The following is a 17,059-nucleotide window of genomic DNA, read 5'->3' as shown; positions in this document are numbered from 1 at the left end:
CAAGAGAAAAGATAAATATAAAAGAATTACATAAAGAGTTAAAAGAAGTAGTAGCAAAAATAGATGTATTAAGAAAAGAAATAGAAGATATAGTAGAAACTATAGAAAAAGAGGAATTATGATTAAATACTTAGAAAAGTTATTAAATGGAAGAGAAGTAGAGTGGAAGAAGTTGGGGGATGTTTGTGAGATAAATAAAGGAACTCAGTTAAATAAGGAGTTATTAGATGAAAAAGGTTTATATCCAGTTATAAATGGTGGTATAAATCCTTCTGGGTATTGGCATGAATATAATACTGAAAAAAATAATATTGTAATAAGTCAAGGTGGAGCTAGTGCAGGATTTGTAAATTGGGTAGATGTAGATTTTTTTGCAGGGGCACATGCTTATGTAATTAAAGTAAATGAAAATATTAATAATAAAAAATATATATATTATTTTCTTAAATATAGTCAAAATAAATTTATGGATTGTAAATATGGAGCAGGAATACCATCATTATCAAAAGAAACTTTGATAAATTTTATGATCCCAATCCCCCCATTAGATATACAAGAAGAGATTGTGAGGGTGTTAGATAAGCTCACAGACCACACTAAAGAGCTAACTAAAGAGCTAACTAAAGAGCTAACGCTAAGAAAAAAAGAATATAGTTATTATAGAGATTATTTACTTGAATTTAAGAATATAGATAATTTGGATATTGAAGTTCAGAAAGTAGAATTACTTGATGTTTGTTTGTATTCTAATGAAAAAATAGAAAGTTCATTACTTAATTTATATAATTATATTAGTATTGAAAATATGTTGCAAAATTGTAAAGGTGTTATTCCATCGTCTAATGTTCCAAATAAAGGTAAGTGGACTAAATACACTGAAGGTGATATTTTGATAGGAAATATAAGACCATATTTAAAAAAAATTTGGTTAGCAGATAAAGAAGGTGGTACTAATGGAGATGTTTTAGTATTAAAGAAGAATTCTGATAAAATAAACATGAAATATTTGTATTTTGTTTTATCAGATGATAATTTCTTCAATTATGTAAAAAATAACATCAAATCTGGTAAAATGCCAAGAGGAGATAAAGAAAGAATATTAAAATATAATTTTTTCTTACCATCACTAGAAATACAAGAAAGAATAGTAAATGTATTAGATAATTTTGAAAAGATATGCAATGACTTAAATATAGGATTACCAAAAGAAATAGAATTAAGACAAAAAGAATATGAATATTATAGAGAATATATCTTGACAAACATAGGTAATAGAATTACACTAGAAGACAAGACAAGACAAGACAAGACAATATAATATAATCAAAATTTACCAATATATCTATGGAAGCGTTATTGTTGAGGGAGATAATGTAATTAATGTGTATAATAATGGGGTAAATTTTGATTCAAAAAATAAAGAAAATGAAAATATGGATGATTTTGCTTTGAAAAGATTAGGTGATATAGTTGAAATACTAGATTCTAAAAGAAGACCAATAACTCAAAAAGACAGAAAAGAAGGTGCATATCCTTATTATGGAGCAAATGGTATACAAGATTATGTAGATGATTATATATTTGATGGAACATTTATTTTGATGGGTGAAGATGGTTCGGTTATAGATAAGAATAATAATCCGATATTACATTGGATAGAAAATAAAAAAATATGGGTTAATAATCATGCTCATATTTTGAAAGAAAAATATGAAAAATATAATTTGAAATATATTTATTATTATTTATCAAAAGTAGATGTATACGATATAGTTAGAGGTACTCCGCCTAAAATAAATCAAGAAAATATGAAAAATATAAATATATATATACCACCAATTGAAATTCAACAAAAAATAGTATCAAAACTAGATAAATTAGAAACTATTATAAATTCAATTAATTGTGGACTTCCTAAAGAAATAGAATTAAGAACTAAACAATATGAATATTATAGAGAACAATTATTAACATTTGATAAATGAAAGGAGTTTTATGTCTGAGGAAATTTTGAAATATAATTCACCAATATTAGAAAGTAATTTTGGTATAATATTATCTGAATATGAAAAAATTAGAGAAGTTAATGAAGGCTATCAAACTGAAAAAGAAATGGAAGATAAACTTGTATCTGATCTTGTGGCTTTAGGTTATGAATACATTACTATTAAAAATATGAATGATTTATACTTAAATTTGAGAAAACAGATAGAAAGATTAAATAAAGTAGTATTTTCAGATTATGAATGGCAAAGATTACTTGACGAGTATATTAATGCACCTAATGATACTAAAAAAGAAAAAACACGTAAAATTCAAAAAGATCATATATATGATTTTAAGTTTGATGATGGAAGACTACAAAATATTAAAATAATTGATAAAATAGATATTAATAATAATTTTGTTCAAGTAACAAGACAGGTAAGTGTAAATAATAATAGGTATGATGTTACTATACTTGTTAATGGTTTACCTTTAGTACAGATAGAATTAAAGAAACGTGGAGTAAGTTTACTTGAAGCATTTAATCAAATAAATAGATATAGTAGTGAAAGTTTTTATGAAGATTCTTCATTGTATAAATACATACAAATATTTGTTATTTCAAATGGGACAAATACAAGATATTTTGCAAATACTACTGAACGTAGTAAAAATAGTTATGAGTTTACTTGTGAATGGGCTGATGCAAAGAATAATGTGATAAGTGATATAGTTGATTTTACAGCTACATTTTTAGCTAGAAGAACTTTGCTTGAGGTTTTAACTAAGTATTGTGTATTTAATGCAAGTGATATACTTTTAATAATGAGACCATATCAAATAGCTGCAACTGAAAGAATACTGTGGAAGATAAGATCAAGTTATCTAAATAAATTAAGTTCTAAAGATGCTGGTGGGTATATATGGCATACTACTGGAAGTGGTAAAACTTTAACATCATTTAAAACAGCAAAACTTGCAACTGAACTTGAATATATAGACAAGGTATTTTTTGTAGTTGATAGAAAAGATTTAGATTTTCAGACAATGAAAGAATATCAAAGTTTTCAAAAAGATAGTGTGAATGGAAGTAAAGATACTAAGGAGTTGAAGAAAAGTATAGAAAAGAAAGATAGTAGAATAGTTGTAACTACTATACAAAAATTAAATGAATTTATTAAGAAGAATAGGGAACATGATATATATTCTAAACAATGTGTATTCATATTTGATGAATGTCATAGATCACAATTTGGAGAAGCACAAAATAATATTAGGAAAGCTTTTAAAAAGTATTATCAATTTGGATTTACAGGAACACCAATATTTACTGAAAATTCATTAACAGGAGATACAACAGCTTCTGTATTTGGGGCACAGCTTCATAGTTATGTAATAACAGATGCTATACGTGATGGTAAAGTTCTTAAATTTAAGGTAGATTACAAAAATATTTTACCTGAATTTAAAGAAGATGAGAATATTGAAAATAGTGTAAATTTACATTCAAGAAAACGTATAAATGCTATAGTTAAAGATGTTTTATCAGTTTATAATATTAAAACACATAGAAATGAATCATATAGTATTAAAGATAGAAGATTAAATGGGTTTAATGCTATGCTTGCAGTGGAAAATGTAGAAGCAGCTAAAATATATTATGAAGAATTAAAAAAAGAACAAGAAAAATTACCTGAAGATAAAAAACTTAAAGTTGCAACAATATTTAGTTTTGTAGCTAATGAAGAAGGAGAGTATAGAAGTAAAGGTGAAATAGAGGAAGAAAATTATGAACCTAGTAAACTTGAATTAACTTCTAAAGAGTTTTTAATTAATGTTATAGATGATTATAATAAAGAATTTGGTACAAGTTTTTCTATTGAGGGTGAAGGATTTCAAAATTATTATAAAGATTTAGCTAAAAAAGTAAAAGAAAAAGAAGTTGATCTTCTTTTAGTTGTAGGAATGTTCTTAACTGGATTTGATGCTCCAACTTTAAATACTCTTTTTGTTGATAAAAATTTAAAGTATCATGGATTGATACAAGCTTATTCAAGAACTAATCGTATACTTAATAAGGTTAAAAGTTTTGGTAATATTGTATGTTATAGAGATCTTGAACAAGCAACTAAAGATGCTATTAAAACATTTGGTGATAAAAATAGTATAAATATTATACTTGAGAAAAATTATGAACATTATATTCATAAATATATAAATGCAGTGGATAATTTAGATGAAAAATTACCCGAATTTACAAATATAGAATTAGAAGAAGATAAAAAACTTTTTGTTAAATTATTTAATGAAATAATTAAACTTGATAATGTACTTAAAAACTTTGATGAATTTGTTAATGAACCAAAGAAAATAAGTGAAAGAAAAATGCAAGATATGAAAAGTAAGTATTTAGCTATTAAAGAAGAGTTTAGACCAGCGAAAGAAGAGAAAAATAAGAATATAGATGATGATTTAGAGTTTCATATAGATTTACTTAAAACGGATGAAATAAATTTGGACTATATTTTGAAGATAATTATAGATAAAGTTAAAGAAGTGGAAAATGTTGATAAGTTGAAAGATGAAGTTAGAAGGTTAATACGTTCTTCTATGGAAAGTAGACCTAAAGAAAGTCTTATACTTGAATTTATTGATAAAATTGATATTCTAGATAAGGAAAGTTTGGAAAATATAGTTGAGAATTTCTATATTTATGCAAGAGATGTTAAGATGATGGAAATACAAGGACTTATAAATGATGAAAAACTAAAAGAAGGTGCTGATAGATTTATACAAAACTCTATAGAAAAAGGTGAAGTAATAGAAGGTGGAAATGAATTAAATAGTGTTTTACCAGCACTTGGTAGAAGAGGTGGGGCAAGACTTGAGAAAAAGAAACAAGTTTACGAAAAGATAAAAGATTTGGTAGATGTATTTATAGGAATATAGAAAATATTATATATATTTATTAAGTATAAAGGGAAATATAAATGAAATAATGAATTATAGGGAGGGATTATGAGCAAATTAGTATGGGGGACAAATATTTTAAAAACTGTTTTAGTAGTTTTAATATGTTTAGGTGTATTCTGGGGTTAAAAAATGAAATGAATAATTTAAAAATTGGGCACTTAAATTTTAGTAAGTGTCTTTTTTTAAGTTTTTTATTTGAACTAAACCAGTATGAAATTATTCCAATGATAGCAGATATATGGTATTCTAAAGCAAATTCTAGATTTCCCATATTTTCTTTAGAATAATCTTTGCTTAATTTTTCAAATACTATTTTTTTTATTTTTATTAATAATGCGTATTGCTCATTTCTTTTAAAAATTAATTGCTAAAATGAGAAAAATGAAAGATTTTCCATATGCAGAAGAATTACTTTCTTTATTATTTATGTGGTGCTTTTTTGCAATTATAGGAATTTGGTTTGCAAATATAAAGCAACCAGATACATTAGATGTAGATAAATTCATACTACTTAATGAGTAGTTTTCCTTTATCATTTATGTATTAGTAGTATTAGGTTTTGTATTTCATGTGTGTTTAATAGTACTAAAAATAGTTTGCTATATGGTGGAGGTATTTCTTTATTATCTTTTGTTGTAAGTTTAATTGTTAAATTATCACAAGACTTAGATTTTATGAAATATTTTACATTAAATATATTGTTTAAAACACAGAAAATATTAGAAGGAAGTCGATATTTACAAGATTTTTGGATCTTAATAATTATATCAATAATTCTATATATTTTTGGAATAGTTTGATTTGATAAAAAAGATTTGTCTTTATAACATAAATACTAAAATTTATATAAGAAGTGTCCTATTTTGGGGCACTTTGTTTATTTATTTTATTGAAAAAAAATATGAAATAGTGTAAAATGTAATAATGAAAGAAATAGAAGAATATATTAGATACTCAACTTTATTTATATATTACAAAAATCTTTTTTCTGATAAACAGAAGAAGTATTTGGAAGCATATTTGGAGGAGGATAATACTATAACAGAAATAGCAGAAGCTTTTAATGTTACAAGACAGGCTGTGTTTGATAATATTAAAAGAGGATGTAAACAGCTAGAAAAATATGAAGATTTATTAGGGATAATGAGTAGAGATGAGAGATATTTAGAAAGTTTAAATAAATTGAAAAAAAATCTAAGTATAGAAAATTTAAATAAATTAATAGAAGAATTTGAAGAAGGGGTATTTTAATGTTCAAAAATTTAAGTGATAAATTACAAGATACATTTAAAAAATTATCTGGACAAAGTAAAATTACTGAAAGTAATATAACTGAAGCATTAAGAGAAGTTAGACTTGCATTGCTTGAAGCAGATGTTAACTATACTGTGGTTAAAGATTTTGTAAATAGAATAAAAGAAAAAGCTCTTGGAGAAGAAGTAATTAAAGGAGTTAATCCAAGACAACAGTTTATAAAAATAATAAATGATGAATTAGTAGAAATTTTAGGTGGAAGTAATACATCTTTAAATAAGTCTCAAAGTAAGCCAACTATAATAATGCTTGTTGGGCTTCAAGGGGCAGGTAAAACAACATTTGCAGCTAAATTATCAAAATTATTAAAAAAAGAAAAATATAAACCATTTTTAATAGGGGCCGATGTTTATAGACCAGCTGCAAAAAAACAACTTATGGTTTTAGCAGGACAAATAGGAGTACCTTTTTTTACTATTGAAGAAAGTAATGATGTTTTAGATATAGTTGATAAAGGATTAAAAGAAGCAAATAGTCAAGGTTCTGACTATATTTTAATAGATACTGCTGGAAGATTACATATAGATGAAGAATTAATGATGGAATTAAGAGAAGTAAAAAGTAAGGTAAATCCACATGAAATACTTTTAGTAGTAGATGGGATGACAGGACAAGATGCTGTTAATGTTTCTAAAACTTTTAATGATGAATTAGATATAACTGGTGTAGTGGTAACAAAACTTGATGGAGATACTCGTGGAGGAGCAGCTTTATCTATTAAAGCAATCTCAGGTAAACCTATTAAGTACATAAGTGAAGGTGAAAAGTTAGATGATGTTTCTCTTTTCCATCCAGAAAGACTTGCAAGTAGAATACTTGGAATGGGAGATGTAGTAACTTTAGTTGAAAAAGCTCAAGATGCTATAGATGAAAAAGAAGCTAAAGAAATGGAAGCTAAGTTTAGAAAAAATCAATTTGATTATGAAGACTTTTTAAAACAGTTTAAAATGATTAAAAAAATGGGATCTCTTGGTGGAATATTAAAAATGTTACCAGGTATGGGAGCACTGGGTGACATAGATCTTACAGGTGCTGAAAAAGAAATGAAAAAAGTTGAAGCAATTATATATTCTATGACTCTTGAAGAGCGTAGAAATCCTAATTTATTAAAAGTTGGTAGTAGAAAAGTAAGAATTGCAAAGGGTTCAGGAACAGATGTAACTCAAGTTAATAAGTTAATGAAACAATTTGATCAGATGAAACAAATGATGAAAATGTTTAATTCAGGTAATATACCTGGGTTTGGTAGAATTGGTAAAAAAAGATAATATAATATAAGCTAAGGAGTGATTCATTAATGAGATTATTGATTGTAAAGAATAGCAAAGAAGTTGGAAAATGGAGTGCATATCACGTTGCAAAAGAAATTCTTAAATTTAAACCTACAAAAGATAGACCTTTTGTATTAGGGTTGCCAACAGGTTCAACACCACTTGAAACATATAGAAATTTAATAGAATTAAATAAAAAAGGAATAGTTTCTTTTGAAAATGTAATAACTTTTAATATGGATGAGTATGTTGGATTATCACCAGAAAATGACCAAAGTTATCACTATTTTATGTATGAAAATTTCTTTAATCATATAGATATTAAAAAAGAAAATATTAATATATTAAATGGACTTGCAGAAGATCTTGAAGAAGAATGTAAGAGATATGAAAATAAGATTAAGAGTGTTGGAGGAATTAACCTATTTTTAGGTGGAATTGGAGAAGATGGACATATAGCGTTTAATGAGCCAGGATCATCTCTTTCATCAAGAACTAGAGATAAAGAGTTAACACAAGATACTATACTTGTTAATTCAAGATTCTTTAATAATGATATAACACAAGTACCTAAACTTGCTTTAACTGTTGGAGTTGGAACTATAATGGATTCACGTGAAGTATTAATAATGGCTAATGGTCCTAAGAAAGCCTATGCTATACATAAGGGAATAGAAGATGGTGTAAATCATTTATGGACTATATCAGCTTTACAATTACATAGAAAAGCTATTTTAGTAATAGATGAAGATGCAGCACTTGAATTAAAAGTTAAAACATATAGATATTTTAAAGATATAGAATCAGAAAACTTAGACTTTAAAAAAATAGAAAAAGAGTTAGTTGAATTAAGTAAATAAGGAGAAAAAAATGAAATTAAGATTAGAAAATAAGTACACTGAAAATTTTATTAGTAAACACGAATTTGACCAAATAAGACCTTTTGTTGAGTTAGCAGATAAAATATTAATGGAAGGAAAAGGAGCTGGGAATGACTTTTTAGGATGGGTTGATTTACCTAAAAATTATGATAAAGCAGAATTTGAAAAAATTAAAAAAGCAGCTTCTAAAATTCAAAATGATTCAGAGGTTTTAATAGTTATAGGTATAGGAGGTTCATATTTAGGTGCAAAAGCAGCTATAGAATTTTTATCTAATACATTCTATAATAATCAACCGAAATCTAGTAGAAAAGGACCTGAAATATATTTTGCAGGAACTAATATGAGTCCAGTTTATTTACAACATTTATTAGATTTAGTTGGAGATAGAGATTTTTCTATTAATGTAATTTCTAAATCAGGAACTACTACAGAACCAGCTATAGCATTTAGATTATTTAAGAAAAAATTAGAAGATAAATATGGTAAAGCTGAGGCAGCACGTAGAATTTATGCTACTACTGATAAAAGTAAAGGAGCATTAAAAAAATTATCTGATACTGAGGGATATGAAACATTTGTAGTACCAGATAATGTTGGTGGAAGATTTTCTGTTCTAACAGCAGTAGGATTATTACCTATAGCAGCTGCGGGTATTTCTATTGATAATTTAATGGAAGGAGCAAAAGATGCAATGGAAGACTTTTCTAATAAATCATATTATGAAAATGAAGCTATGATCTATGCTGCTACAAGAAATATATTATACAATAAAGGTAAAAATATTGAAATATTAACTAATTATGAACCTAGATTACACTATATTGCAGAATGGTGGAAACAATTATTTGCAGAATCAGAAGGGAAAGATGGTAAAGGTATATATCCTACATCAGCTGATTTCTCAACTGATTTACATTCTATAGGACAATCTATACAAGAAGCTAGAAGAACTATGTTTGAAACAGTTTTATTAATAGATAAGCCTGAAGTTGATATAGTTATAGAAAAAGAAGAAGTAGATTTAGATGGTTTAAATTATTTAGCTGGTAAATCTATAGATTATGTTAATAAGCAAGCATCTAAAGGTGTAGTACTTGCACACGTGGATGGAAGTGTACCTAATGTAATAATCAATTTACCTGAAGCAACTCCTTACCACTTAGGATATTTATTCTATTTCTTTGAAAAAGCTGTTGCAATTAGTGGATATATGTTAGGAATAAATCCATTTGATCAACCAGGAGTTGAAGCATATAAGAAAAATATGTTTGCGTTACTTGAAAAACCAGGATATGAAGAACAAACTAAAAAATTATTAGATATTTTAGGAGGAAAATAAATGAAAAAAATATTAAAAGGATTTTTTGTTACTATATTTTCTTTAATATTATTAATATCTTGTGGAGAACCAGCTTCAAAACAAGCTTTAGTTAAAGAATTAGAAAATATTAAAACTACAGAAAAATTAGTAGAATCAAATGAAAAAATAGCATTAGGAATGGAAAGTCTAATGAAACAATTTCAATATACTATAGGTAAAGTAGATCAAAAAAATGATGCTTCAACTATAGAATTAAATATTAAAGCAGTAGATATATTACCATATATGCAAGAAGTATTTGGTCAAATGTTACAAGAAACTTTAAAAGGTAATGCAACAGAGGAACAAATTAATAAAATAGTAGAAGACTATTTTGCAAATTTAAGTAAAGAAAAAGAATTAAAGTATGTTGATAAAACAATAGAAGTAAAAATGTCTAAAGTTGATGGTAAATGGAATTTAGATAATAAGGAAGAAATTCTTGACTTTATAAAAGGTGACTTAAAAAATAGATTAGGTTTACAACAAGAACAACAACCAGTAGAACAAAAAGAAGAATCAAAATAGTAGATATAAAATTACCCCCAAAATGTACTTGGGGGTTTTTGTTTATAAATCTTCTTTAGGCATTCCTTTAAATTCAATATAAAGTAAGAATACTACTAGTATAAATGATAAAAAATCAGCAACTGGAGTTGCATAAGCTATTCCTTTAAGTCTGAATATTGTTGGCATTATTACTAATAATGGCAATAGGAATAATAACTGTTTTGTAAATGATATTATAGCTCCTTTAAATGCTTTACCTATAGCAGGAAAGAATGTTGAACCAGTTATTTGAATTCCATTTAATATTGAAAACATTAAAAATACTCTTATATAAAATATTGCAAATTCAAAGTAATTTGAATCTCCATCTCCAAATAATTCTATAATTTGTCTAGGAAATATTTGGAATACTAAGAAACATATTAATGATATAATAAAACTAATTTTAAAAGTTAAATTAGCTGCTTGTCTAACTCTTTTAAATTTTTTTGCACCATAATTATAACCACAGATAGGTTGAGCACCTTGTACTATTCCTATTATTATTGCTATGAATATTACATTTACTTTCATTACAATTCCTGCAACAGCTATAGGAATATCACTTCCATAAATACTCATTTGTCCATATACTTTTAACATATTATTTGTAGTAACTTGAACTATCATATTTGAAAATTGAAATATAAATGATGAAAGTCCTAGTTTTATTATTTGTGCTATATACTTAATTCTAGGTATAAAATCATTTAATGTGAACTTTACAGTTTTAAATCTTGTAAAATATCCTAAAATTAAAATAGTTGAAACTATTTGAGATATTACAGTTGCAATGGCTGCTCCCTCTATTCCCATATTAAATATAAAGATAAATATAGGATCAAGTATAGTATTTAAAAGAGCTCCAACTATAATTGCAAACATTGAATATTTAGGAGAACCATCAGATCTAATAAGTGGGTTTATACCTACGGATATTAAGAAAAATGGTAGTCCAATTGATGTTATTTTTGTATAAGACATAGCATATTCAAGTATATTATCTGTTGCACCAAATGCAGTTACTAGTGGTTTTAAAAATAGTGTTACACCTAACCATAATATTATTCCTATGATAAATAAGAAAGTTATTGCACTTCCTGCAATTTTTCGAGCTTTGATTTCATTTTTTCTACCTAATTCTAAGTTGAAATTTGATGCAGCTCCTATACCAGTCATTAGACCTAGTGCAAGACAGATAGTAGTCAATGGGAATGCTATATTTGTTGCTGCATTTCCTAAATATCCAACTCCTCTACCTATGAATATTTGATCAACTATATTGTACAAAGCATTTACTAAATTAGCTATTACAGAAGGTATAGTCATAGAAAATAATAATTTTGGTATGGGTTTATATCCCATAGGATTTTGTAATTTTTGTTCCATAAATTTCCTTTCTTTAATTCTTACTTTTACATTATATATATCATCTAAATAAATGTCAAATTCAAAAAAATATATAAGATATATTGACTTTTAAGATTCTTGAGGTATAATATAATGTGGTAAGTACCAGTTAGGAGGTTTTATGAAATATTTAGGAATAGAAGAATCAGTTTTATTAGAAACTAATTCATACAACACTGCAAAAGAAATAGCTACACAACCAGATATTTGGTATAGAGCTATAGAAAATTATGAAGTAAAAAAGGAAGAAATTGAAAAGTTTCTTGAAAAAGTTGGGAAAGATGTAAATGTAATATTTACAGGAGCAGGTACATCAGAATATGTAGGAAATATATTAGCTCCTTTATTAAATAGTATGCAAGATATTAATTTTTCATCTATAGCAACTACAGATATTGTAAATAATCCACTTAACTATTTAAAAAAAGATAGTAAAGTGTTATTGGTATCATTTGCTAGATCAGGTAATTCACCTGAATCAGTTGCAACAATTAATTTAGTAAATCAAATTGTTAAAGAAGTTTATCATCTGTTTATTACTTGTAATCCTGAAGGAGAACTTGCTTTAATGTCTAAGACAGATGAGTTTAAATCAAATACTTTAGTATTAATGATGCCAGAAGGAAGTAATGATAAAGGATTTGCTATGACAAGTAGTTTTTCAAGTATGTTGATGACAGCTATGCTTGTATTCTATAAACCAACAAATCCTGAAAGAATGAGAAAAGCTGTAAAAATTGCTGAAGAAGAATTGAAAAATAAACTTGAAACTATGAAAGAAATTAGTAAAGGAAACCATGATAGAATTATAGTTTTAGGTGATGGAATATACAGAGGTTTAGCAGAAGAACTAACTTTAAAAGTTATGGAGTTAACAGCTGGAAAAGTTGTTGCTAAAAGTGATACTACTTTAGGGTTTAGACACGGTCCAAAATCTGTTATAAATAATGAAACTATAGTATTTTTATTACTTTCACATGATGAGTATGCAAAAAAATATGCATTAGATATATTAGATGAAATGAAAACTGAATCAATAGCTAATGAAATAGTTTGCTATAGTATAAGAGGAGGAAATAAAGAAGAAAGTGTTAGTACAACAATGGTAACTCCAAGAGTTGATGAAAATCCTGAAACAAATATATTTACATATTTAGTTTATGGGCAAATGTATGCTTTCTTTAAATCACAATATTTTAATTTAACTACAGATAATCCTTTCCCAAGTGGAGAAGTTAATAGAGTAGTTAAAAAATTCCAAATACATGAATTTAAATAAAATATTGAAGGGTAGTTATTAAAAAAATGTTATACTTTTTAGGCTTATTCTTGTTAGTTTTTCAATTATAACTATATGGTAATGAAATTAAGAATGAAGATAAATATAAATTGAAAGAAGTTGTTGTTTTAAGTAGACATAATATAAGGGTGCCTCTTTCTTCAAATGATAGTGTTTTAGGTAAAATAATACCTAATGAATGGATAGAGTGGTCATCAAATCCAAGTGAATTAACATCTCATGGTGGTATTTTTGAAACTATGATGGGACAATATTAAAGAAAATGGTTAATAAATGAGGGTATGTTTACTGAAAAATATATTCCAAATACAGATGAAGTAAATATTTATGCAAATAGTATGCAAAGAACTATAGCAACAGCACAATACTTCTCTAGTGGATTTATGCCTATAGCAAATTTAAGATTTTATCATAGATATTCAGCTAGTAAAATAGATCCTATTTTTCATCCTCGTTTAACAAAGGTAAGTAAAGAGTTTGAAGATGAAGCTCTTAAACAAATAGCAACTATGGGATTAAAAGATGGAATAAGTAAAAATCTTGATTCTAATTATAAATTTCTATCAAAAGTTTTAAATATGAAAGAATCAAATGTATGTAAACAAGGAACATGTAATTTTGATGATTATAATACTAAAATAACATTTAAATTAGGAGATAAACCTAAAATGTCAGGTTCATTAAAACTTGCAACACAGGCTGCAGGTGTAGTTAAAGAATAATAAATAAAAATATCCATATATATAAATAGACTGTTTTTCATATAGATAACAGTCTATTTTATTATTAAAATTTATATATTAAGTATTAAATAAAATTGATTTTTAATTATTGACAATTTAAAAAGTCAAGGTATAATGTAGTATAAATAAGTGGTAAGAACCACATAAAATAGGGAGTGATAAAGATGCCAAATATACTTTCTACTAGAGTAGATAATAGATTAGTACATGGTCAAGTTGGAATGACTTGGGTAAATAGTATACAAGCTAATTTAGTTTTAGTTGCAAATGATGTGGTTGCAAATGACCCAGTTCAACAAAGTTTAATGGATATGGTGTTACCTGAAGGAGTTCAATCAAGATATTTCACTATTGAAAAAACTATCAATGTTATACATAAAGCATCAGATGCTCAAAAAATATTTTTAGTTGTTAAAACTCCTCAAGATGCATTAAAACTTGTTGAAGGTGGAGTACCTATAAAATATTTAAATATAGGTAATATGCATTTTTCAGAAGGGAAAAAACAAATAAGCGCGACAGTTTCTGTTGATGAAGATGATATTAAAACTTTAAAGAGATTAAATGAATTAGGAGTAGAACTTGATTTAAGAGGAGTTCCTTCAGATAAAGGTAAAAATATTATGGAATTAATATAGTTACAAAAATAAAAGTGAGGTGTTTTTAATGTTATTACAAGCATTATTAATTGCGCTATGGGCTGGTTTTTGTGGGATAGAGCAGTTTGACTTCTTAGAAACAATGCATAGACCTATAGTGTCAGGATTAGTTATAGGACTAATTCTTGGTGACCTTCAGACAGGGTTAGTAACTGGAGGTATGTTAGAATTAATGTATATGGGATTAATGCCACTTGCAGGAGCACAACCGCCTAACGTAGTTATAGGAGCAGTTGTTGGTATATCTCTTGCAATTTTATCTAAAGGTTCTTTAAATCCTGAAGCTGCATCTGCGCTATCTTATCCATTTGCATTACTTGCACAAATAATGGTAACTTTAATGTTTACAGTATTTAGTCCACTTATGCATAAAGCAGATGAAATGGCTGAAAAACTAGATATTAGAGGTCTTGAAATATTAAATCTTTCACAATTAGTTGTAAGATTTATACTTTGGGGAGGAATTTCATTCTTAGTTGTTTACTTTGGAGCTGATAAATTAGCCGGTATAGTTAATGCATTCCCAGCGAAATTAATAGATGGATTTAAAGTTGCAGGTGGAATGATGCCAGCAGTTGGATTTGGTATACTATTAAATATTATGTTAAAGAAAGATTATATACCTTTCTTAATAGTAGGATTTATATTCTCAGCTTATTTACATTTAGATACACTTGCAGTAGCCTTATTAGGAGTTTCTATAGCGATGTATGATTTATACATTTTAGGAAGTAAACCTGTTGTTGAAAAGGAGGAAAATTACGATGATGGAATCTAACAGATATCAAGATAGAGAAGTGAGAAAAGTTATTGATAAAAAATTACTAGACAAAATGATTTTCCGTTCATTATTTTTACAAGGATCTTTTAATTATGAAAGAATGCAAGCAGCAGGGTGGCTATATTCAATTTTACCTGGATTAAAAGCTATACATAAAGATCCAGAAGATTTAAAAAAATCAATGAAATTGCATTTAGAATTCTTTAATTCACATCCATTCTTAATTAACTTTATTCAAGGTATAGTTTTAGCAATGGAAGAAAATAAAGAAGATATAGATACTATAAGAGGTATTAAAATTGCTACTATGGGACCTTTAGGAGGAATAGGAGATTCAATATTCTGGTTAACTTTAGTTCCGATAGCAACAGGTATAGGTGCTCAAATGGCTATTAATGGTCAAGTATTTGGTCCTATACTATATGTTTTATTCTTAGTTGCAGCTCAATTAATTATACGTTATGTATTAATGCACTATGGTTATAGAACAGGGGTTTCTGCCATATCAAGTTTAAAAGAAAACACTAAAAAAGTTTCAAGAGCGGCTACTATAGTTGGAGTTACAGTAGTTGGTGCTTTAGCTGCTTCAATGGTTAATTTATCTATTAAAACAGAAATAGTTGCAGGAGCTGCTACAGTTAAATTACAAGAGGGTGTTTTAGATAAAGTAATGCCAAAATTATTACCAGTTTCTTATACATTCTTAATTTTATATTTAATTAAGAAGAAAGTTTCACCAATTTATCTAGTATTAATTACATTGTTAGTGGGTGTTCTTGGAGCATATTTAGGAATATTATAAGAGGTATTTAAATGATAGGAATTATTTTAACAGGACATGGTAAAATTTCTTCTGGTATAAAAAGTTCAGTTGATTTAGTTATGGGTAGTGTTGATAAATTAGAATATTATGACTTTACTCAAGATATAACACCTGAAGTTTTGGAATCTAAGATATCAGAAGGTATAGATAAATTAAATGAAGATGGAGTATTAATACTAACAGATATAGCTGGAGGAACACCATTTAAATTAGCGTCAGTTTTAAGTTTGAATAAAGCTAATGTTAAAGTAGTTGCTGGTATGAATTTACCTATGGTTCTTGAAGTTATATCCGAAAGAGAATACTCAGATATAGAAAAAATATATGATTTTTCTATAGAAGTTGGAAAATCAGAAATACAAGGTTTTGAAGTCAAAATAAAAGAACAAAATAATTATTTTGAAGATGGAATATAGTTAATATGGGTGTAAGTTTTACTTACACCTATTTATATTTTTTTTTGCAAAAAGTACTTGAGATTTTCTGATTTAGGATACATACTTATCCTAAGATTATGAAATATCTTTAGATCGGAGGAAATTACAGAAATAAAAAAAGATGAGTATATTAGATATATATTAAATAAATTCATGGAAGAAATAAGTTTAAAAGATATTTTTGTTGCTATAGAAATAAATGATAAAGAAATAGAATTTAATTATTTAGGATATAAGATATTTGAAGATACAAAACATATTAAAGAATGAGAAGAAAAGATTTATAAGGTTTTATTAGATTCACTTGATAAATATTATGAAGAGTTAGATAAGTTTAAGATATCAGAATTATTACATGAATCAGAATATAAATTTGGATCTATTAATTGGGATAAAAATTGGTATATAAAAAAGTCATAATGTGATATAATTAAAATATCTGATAAAAGGAGTAATATTTGTTTGTTATAAAATATGTGTTAATGTCAATATAAAAATGTAAGATTGTGCCAAAATAAGAATGTAGTTTTTTATTCTTGATAATAATCTCTAACTCTATATGATCTACC

17 protein-coding genes are annotated in these 17,059 nt (G+C 26.4%); 16 read left to right on the top strand and 1 reads right to left on the bottom strand.

Features of this window, described 5'->3' with window-relative positions; all coding sequences use genetic code 11:
* Nucleotides 1–118 precede the first annotated feature (118 nt).
* From AYC59_RS06045 to AYC59_RS06000, 9 genes are all read left to right on the top strand, one after another.
* A complete protein-coding gene (locus AYC59_RS06045) occupies nucleotides 119–1,318 on the top strand; it encodes a restriction endonuclease subunit S (RefSeq protein WP_066896388.1) in 1,200 nt (399 codons plus the stop codon).
* A 64-nt stretch (nucleotides 1,319–1,382) separates the two neighbouring features.
* A complete protein-coding gene (locus tag AYC59_RS06040; RefSeq protein ID WP_066896386.1) occupies nucleotides 1,383–1,985 on the top strand; it encodes a restriction endonuclease subunit S in 603 nt (200 codons plus the stop codon).
* A gap of 10 nt (nucleotides 1,986–1,995) precedes the next feature.
* Nucleotides 1,996–4,935, top strand: coding sequence for a type I restriction endonuclease subunit R (locus AYC59_RS06035; RefSeq protein ID WP_066896383.1), 2,940 nt, complete (start codon nucleotides 1,996–1,998; stop codon nucleotides 4,933–4,935).
* A gap of 405 nt (nucleotides 4,936–5,340) precedes the next feature.
* Nucleotides 5,341–5,481 carry a hypothetical protein gene (locus tag AYC59_RS07810; RefSeq protein ID WP_211260022.1) on the top strand — a complete coding sequence of 47 codons (141 nt, stop codon included), beginning with the start codon at nucleotides 5,341–5,343 and terminating at the stop codon, nucleotides 5,479–5,481.
* 402 nt (nucleotides 5,482–5,883) lie between these two features.
* Complete coding sequence (locus tag AYC59_RS06020) at nucleotides 5,884–6,210, top strand: DNA-binding protein (protein ID WP_066896372.1); 327 nt, start codon at nucleotides 5,884–5,886, stop codon at nucleotides 6,208–6,210.
* On the top strand, nucleotides 6,210–7,541 hold the full coding sequence (gene ffh / locus AYC59_RS06015; protein WP_066896369.1) for a signal recognition particle protein: 1,332 nt from the start codon (nucleotides 6,210–6,212) through the stop codon (nucleotides 7,539–7,541). The genes AYC59_RS06020 and ffh overlap by 1 nt, the downstream gene beginning before the upstream one ends.
* Nucleotides 7,542–7,570: 29 nt before the next feature.
* Complete coding sequence (gene nagB, locus AYC59_RS06010) at nucleotides 7,571–8,404, top strand: glucosamine-6-phosphate deaminase (protein ID WP_066896367.1); 834 nt, start codon at nucleotides 7,571–7,573, stop codon at nucleotides 8,402–8,404.
* Nucleotides 8,405–8,414: 10 nt separating this feature from the next.
* Entirely contained in the window at nucleotides 8,415–9,767 is a 1,353-nt protein-coding gene (locus AYC59_RS06005; RefSeq protein ID WP_066896364.1) for a glucose-6-phosphate isomerase, read from the top strand.
* Nucleotides 9,768–10,316, top strand: coding sequence for a hypothetical protein (locus AYC59_RS06000; protein WP_066896361.1), 549 nt, complete (start codon nucleotides 9,768–9,770; stop codon nucleotides 10,314–10,316).
* A 42-nt stretch (nucleotides 10,317–10,358) separates the two neighbouring features.
* On the opposite strand, the gene AYC59_RS05995 is transcribed toward AYC59_RS06000, so the two are convergent.
* Nucleotides 10,359–11,726, bottom strand: coding sequence for an MATE family efflux transporter (locus tag AYC59_RS05995; protein ID WP_066896358.1), 1,368 nt, complete (start codon nucleotides 11,724–11,726; stop codon nucleotides 10,359–10,361).
* 142 nt (nucleotides 11,727–11,868) lie between these two features.
* Between AYC59_RS05995 and AYC59_RS05990 the strand changes: the two genes are divergently transcribed.
* The 7 genes from AYC59_RS05990 (at nucleotide 11,869) to agaF (ending at nucleotide 16,469) form a co-directional block, all read left to right on the top strand.
* On the top strand, nucleotides 11,869–13,026 hold the full coding sequence (locus AYC59_RS05990) for an SIS domain-containing protein (protein WP_066896355.1): 1,158 nt from the start codon (nucleotides 11,869–11,871) through the stop codon (nucleotides 13,024–13,026).
* 110 nt (nucleotides 13,027–13,136) lie between these two features.
* Nucleotides 13,137–13,304, top strand: coding sequence for a hypothetical protein (locus tag AYC59_RS07930; RefSeq protein ID WP_169792231.1), 168 nt, complete (start codon nucleotides 13,137–13,139; stop codon nucleotides 13,302–13,304).
* 24 nt (nucleotides 13,305–13,328) lie between these two features.
* Complete coding sequence (locus tag AYC59_RS05985) at nucleotides 13,329–13,769, top strand: histidine-type phosphatase (RefSeq protein WP_066896352.1); 441 nt, start codon at nucleotides 13,329–13,331, stop codon at nucleotides 13,767–13,769.
* A gap of 185 nt (nucleotides 13,770–13,954) precedes the next feature.
* Entirely contained in the window at nucleotides 13,955–14,428 is a 474-nt protein-coding gene (gene agaV / locus AYC59_RS05980; protein ID WP_066896347.1) for a PTS N-acetylgalactosamine transporter subunit IIB, read from the top strand.
* 28 nt (nucleotides 14,429–14,456) lie between these two features.
* The gene (gene agaW, locus AYC59_RS05975; RefSeq protein WP_066896344.1) at nucleotides 14,457–15,227 is read left to right on the top strand and encodes a PTS N-acetylgalactosamine transporter subunit IIC; all 771 of its coding nucleotides are present in this window, start codon (nucleotides 14,457–14,459) and stop codon (nucleotides 15,225–15,227) included.
* On the top strand, nucleotides 15,214–16,032 hold the full coding sequence (locus AYC59_RS05970) for a PTS system mannose/fructose/sorbose family transporter subunit IID (RefSeq protein WP_245620678.1): 819 nt from the start codon (nucleotides 15,214–15,216) through the stop codon (nucleotides 16,030–16,032). The genes agaW and AYC59_RS05970 overlap by 14 nt, the downstream gene beginning before the upstream one ends.
* An 11-nt stretch (nucleotides 16,033–16,043) precedes the next feature.
* Nucleotides 16,044–16,469, top strand: coding sequence for a PTS galactosamine/N-acetylgalactosamine transporter subunit IIA (gene agaF, locus AYC59_RS05965; protein ID WP_066896341.1), 426 nt, complete (start codon nucleotides 16,044–16,046; stop codon nucleotides 16,467–16,469).
* Nucleotides 16,470–17,059: the final 590 nt, after the last annotated feature.

The sequence above is a fragment of the Pseudostreptobacillus hongkongensis genome, from assembly GCF_001559795.1.
GTDB lineage: Bacteria > Fusobacteriota > Fusobacteriia > Fusobacteriales > Leptotrichiaceae > Pseudostreptobacillus > Pseudostreptobacillus hongkongensis.
Note: the sequence above shows the minus strand (reverse complement) of the source record. Positions and strands in the feature narration are given on the sequence as shown.

Coding starts and splice junctions, on each gene's coding strand:
- AYC59_RS06045 (WP_066896388.1), top strand. CDS start 119: ATGATTAAATACTTAGAAAAGTTATTAAATGGAAGAGAAGTAGAGTGG.
- AYC59_RS06035 (WP_066896383.1), top strand. CDS start 1,996: ATGTCTGAGGAAATTTTGAAATATAATTCACCAATATTAGAAAGTAAT.
- AYC59_RS07810 (WP_211260022.1), top strand. CDS start 5,341: ATGAAAGATTTTCCATATGCAGAAGAATTACTTTCTTTATTATTTATG.
- AYC59_RS06020 (WP_066896372.1), top strand. CDS start 5,884: ATGAAAGAAATAGAAGAATATATTAGATACTCAACTTTATTTATATAT.
- ffh (WP_066896369.1), top strand. CDS start 6,210: ATGTTCAAAAATTTAAGTGATAAATTACAAGATACATTTAAAAAATTA.
- nagB (WP_066896367.1), top strand. CDS start 7,571: ATGAGATTATTGATTGTAAAGAATAGCAAAGAAGTTGGAAAATGGAGT.
- AYC59_RS06005 (WP_066896364.1), top strand. CDS start 8,415: ATGAAATTAAGATTAGAAAATAAGTACACTGAAAATTTTATTAGTAAA.
- AYC59_RS06000 (WP_066896361.1), top strand. CDS start 9,768: ATGAAAAAAATATTAAAAGGATTTTTTGTTACTATATTTTCTTTAATA.
- AYC59_RS05995 (WP_066896358.1), bottom strand. CDS start 11,726: ATGGAACAAAAATTACAAAATCCTATGGGATATAAACCCATACCAAAA.
- AYC59_RS05990 (WP_066896355.1), top strand. CDS start 11,869: ATGAAATATTTAGGAATAGAAGAATCAGTTTTATTAGAAACTAATTCA.
- AYC59_RS05985 (WP_066896352.1), top strand. CDS start 13,329: ATGTTTACTGAAAAATATATTCCAAATACAGATGAAGTAAATATTTAT.
- agaV (WP_066896347.1), top strand. CDS start 13,955: ATGCCAAATATACTTTCTACTAGAGTAGATAATAGATTAGTACATGGT.
- agaW (WP_066896344.1), top strand. CDS start 14,457: ATGTTATTACAAGCATTATTAATTGCGCTATGGGCTGGTTTTTGTGGG.
- AYC59_RS05970 (WP_245620678.1), top strand. CDS start 15,214: ATGATGGAATCTAACAGATATCAAGATAGAGAAGTGAGAAAAGTTATT.
- agaF (WP_066896341.1), top strand. CDS start 16,044: ATGATAGGAATTATTTTAACAGGACATGGTAAAATTTCTTCTGGTATA.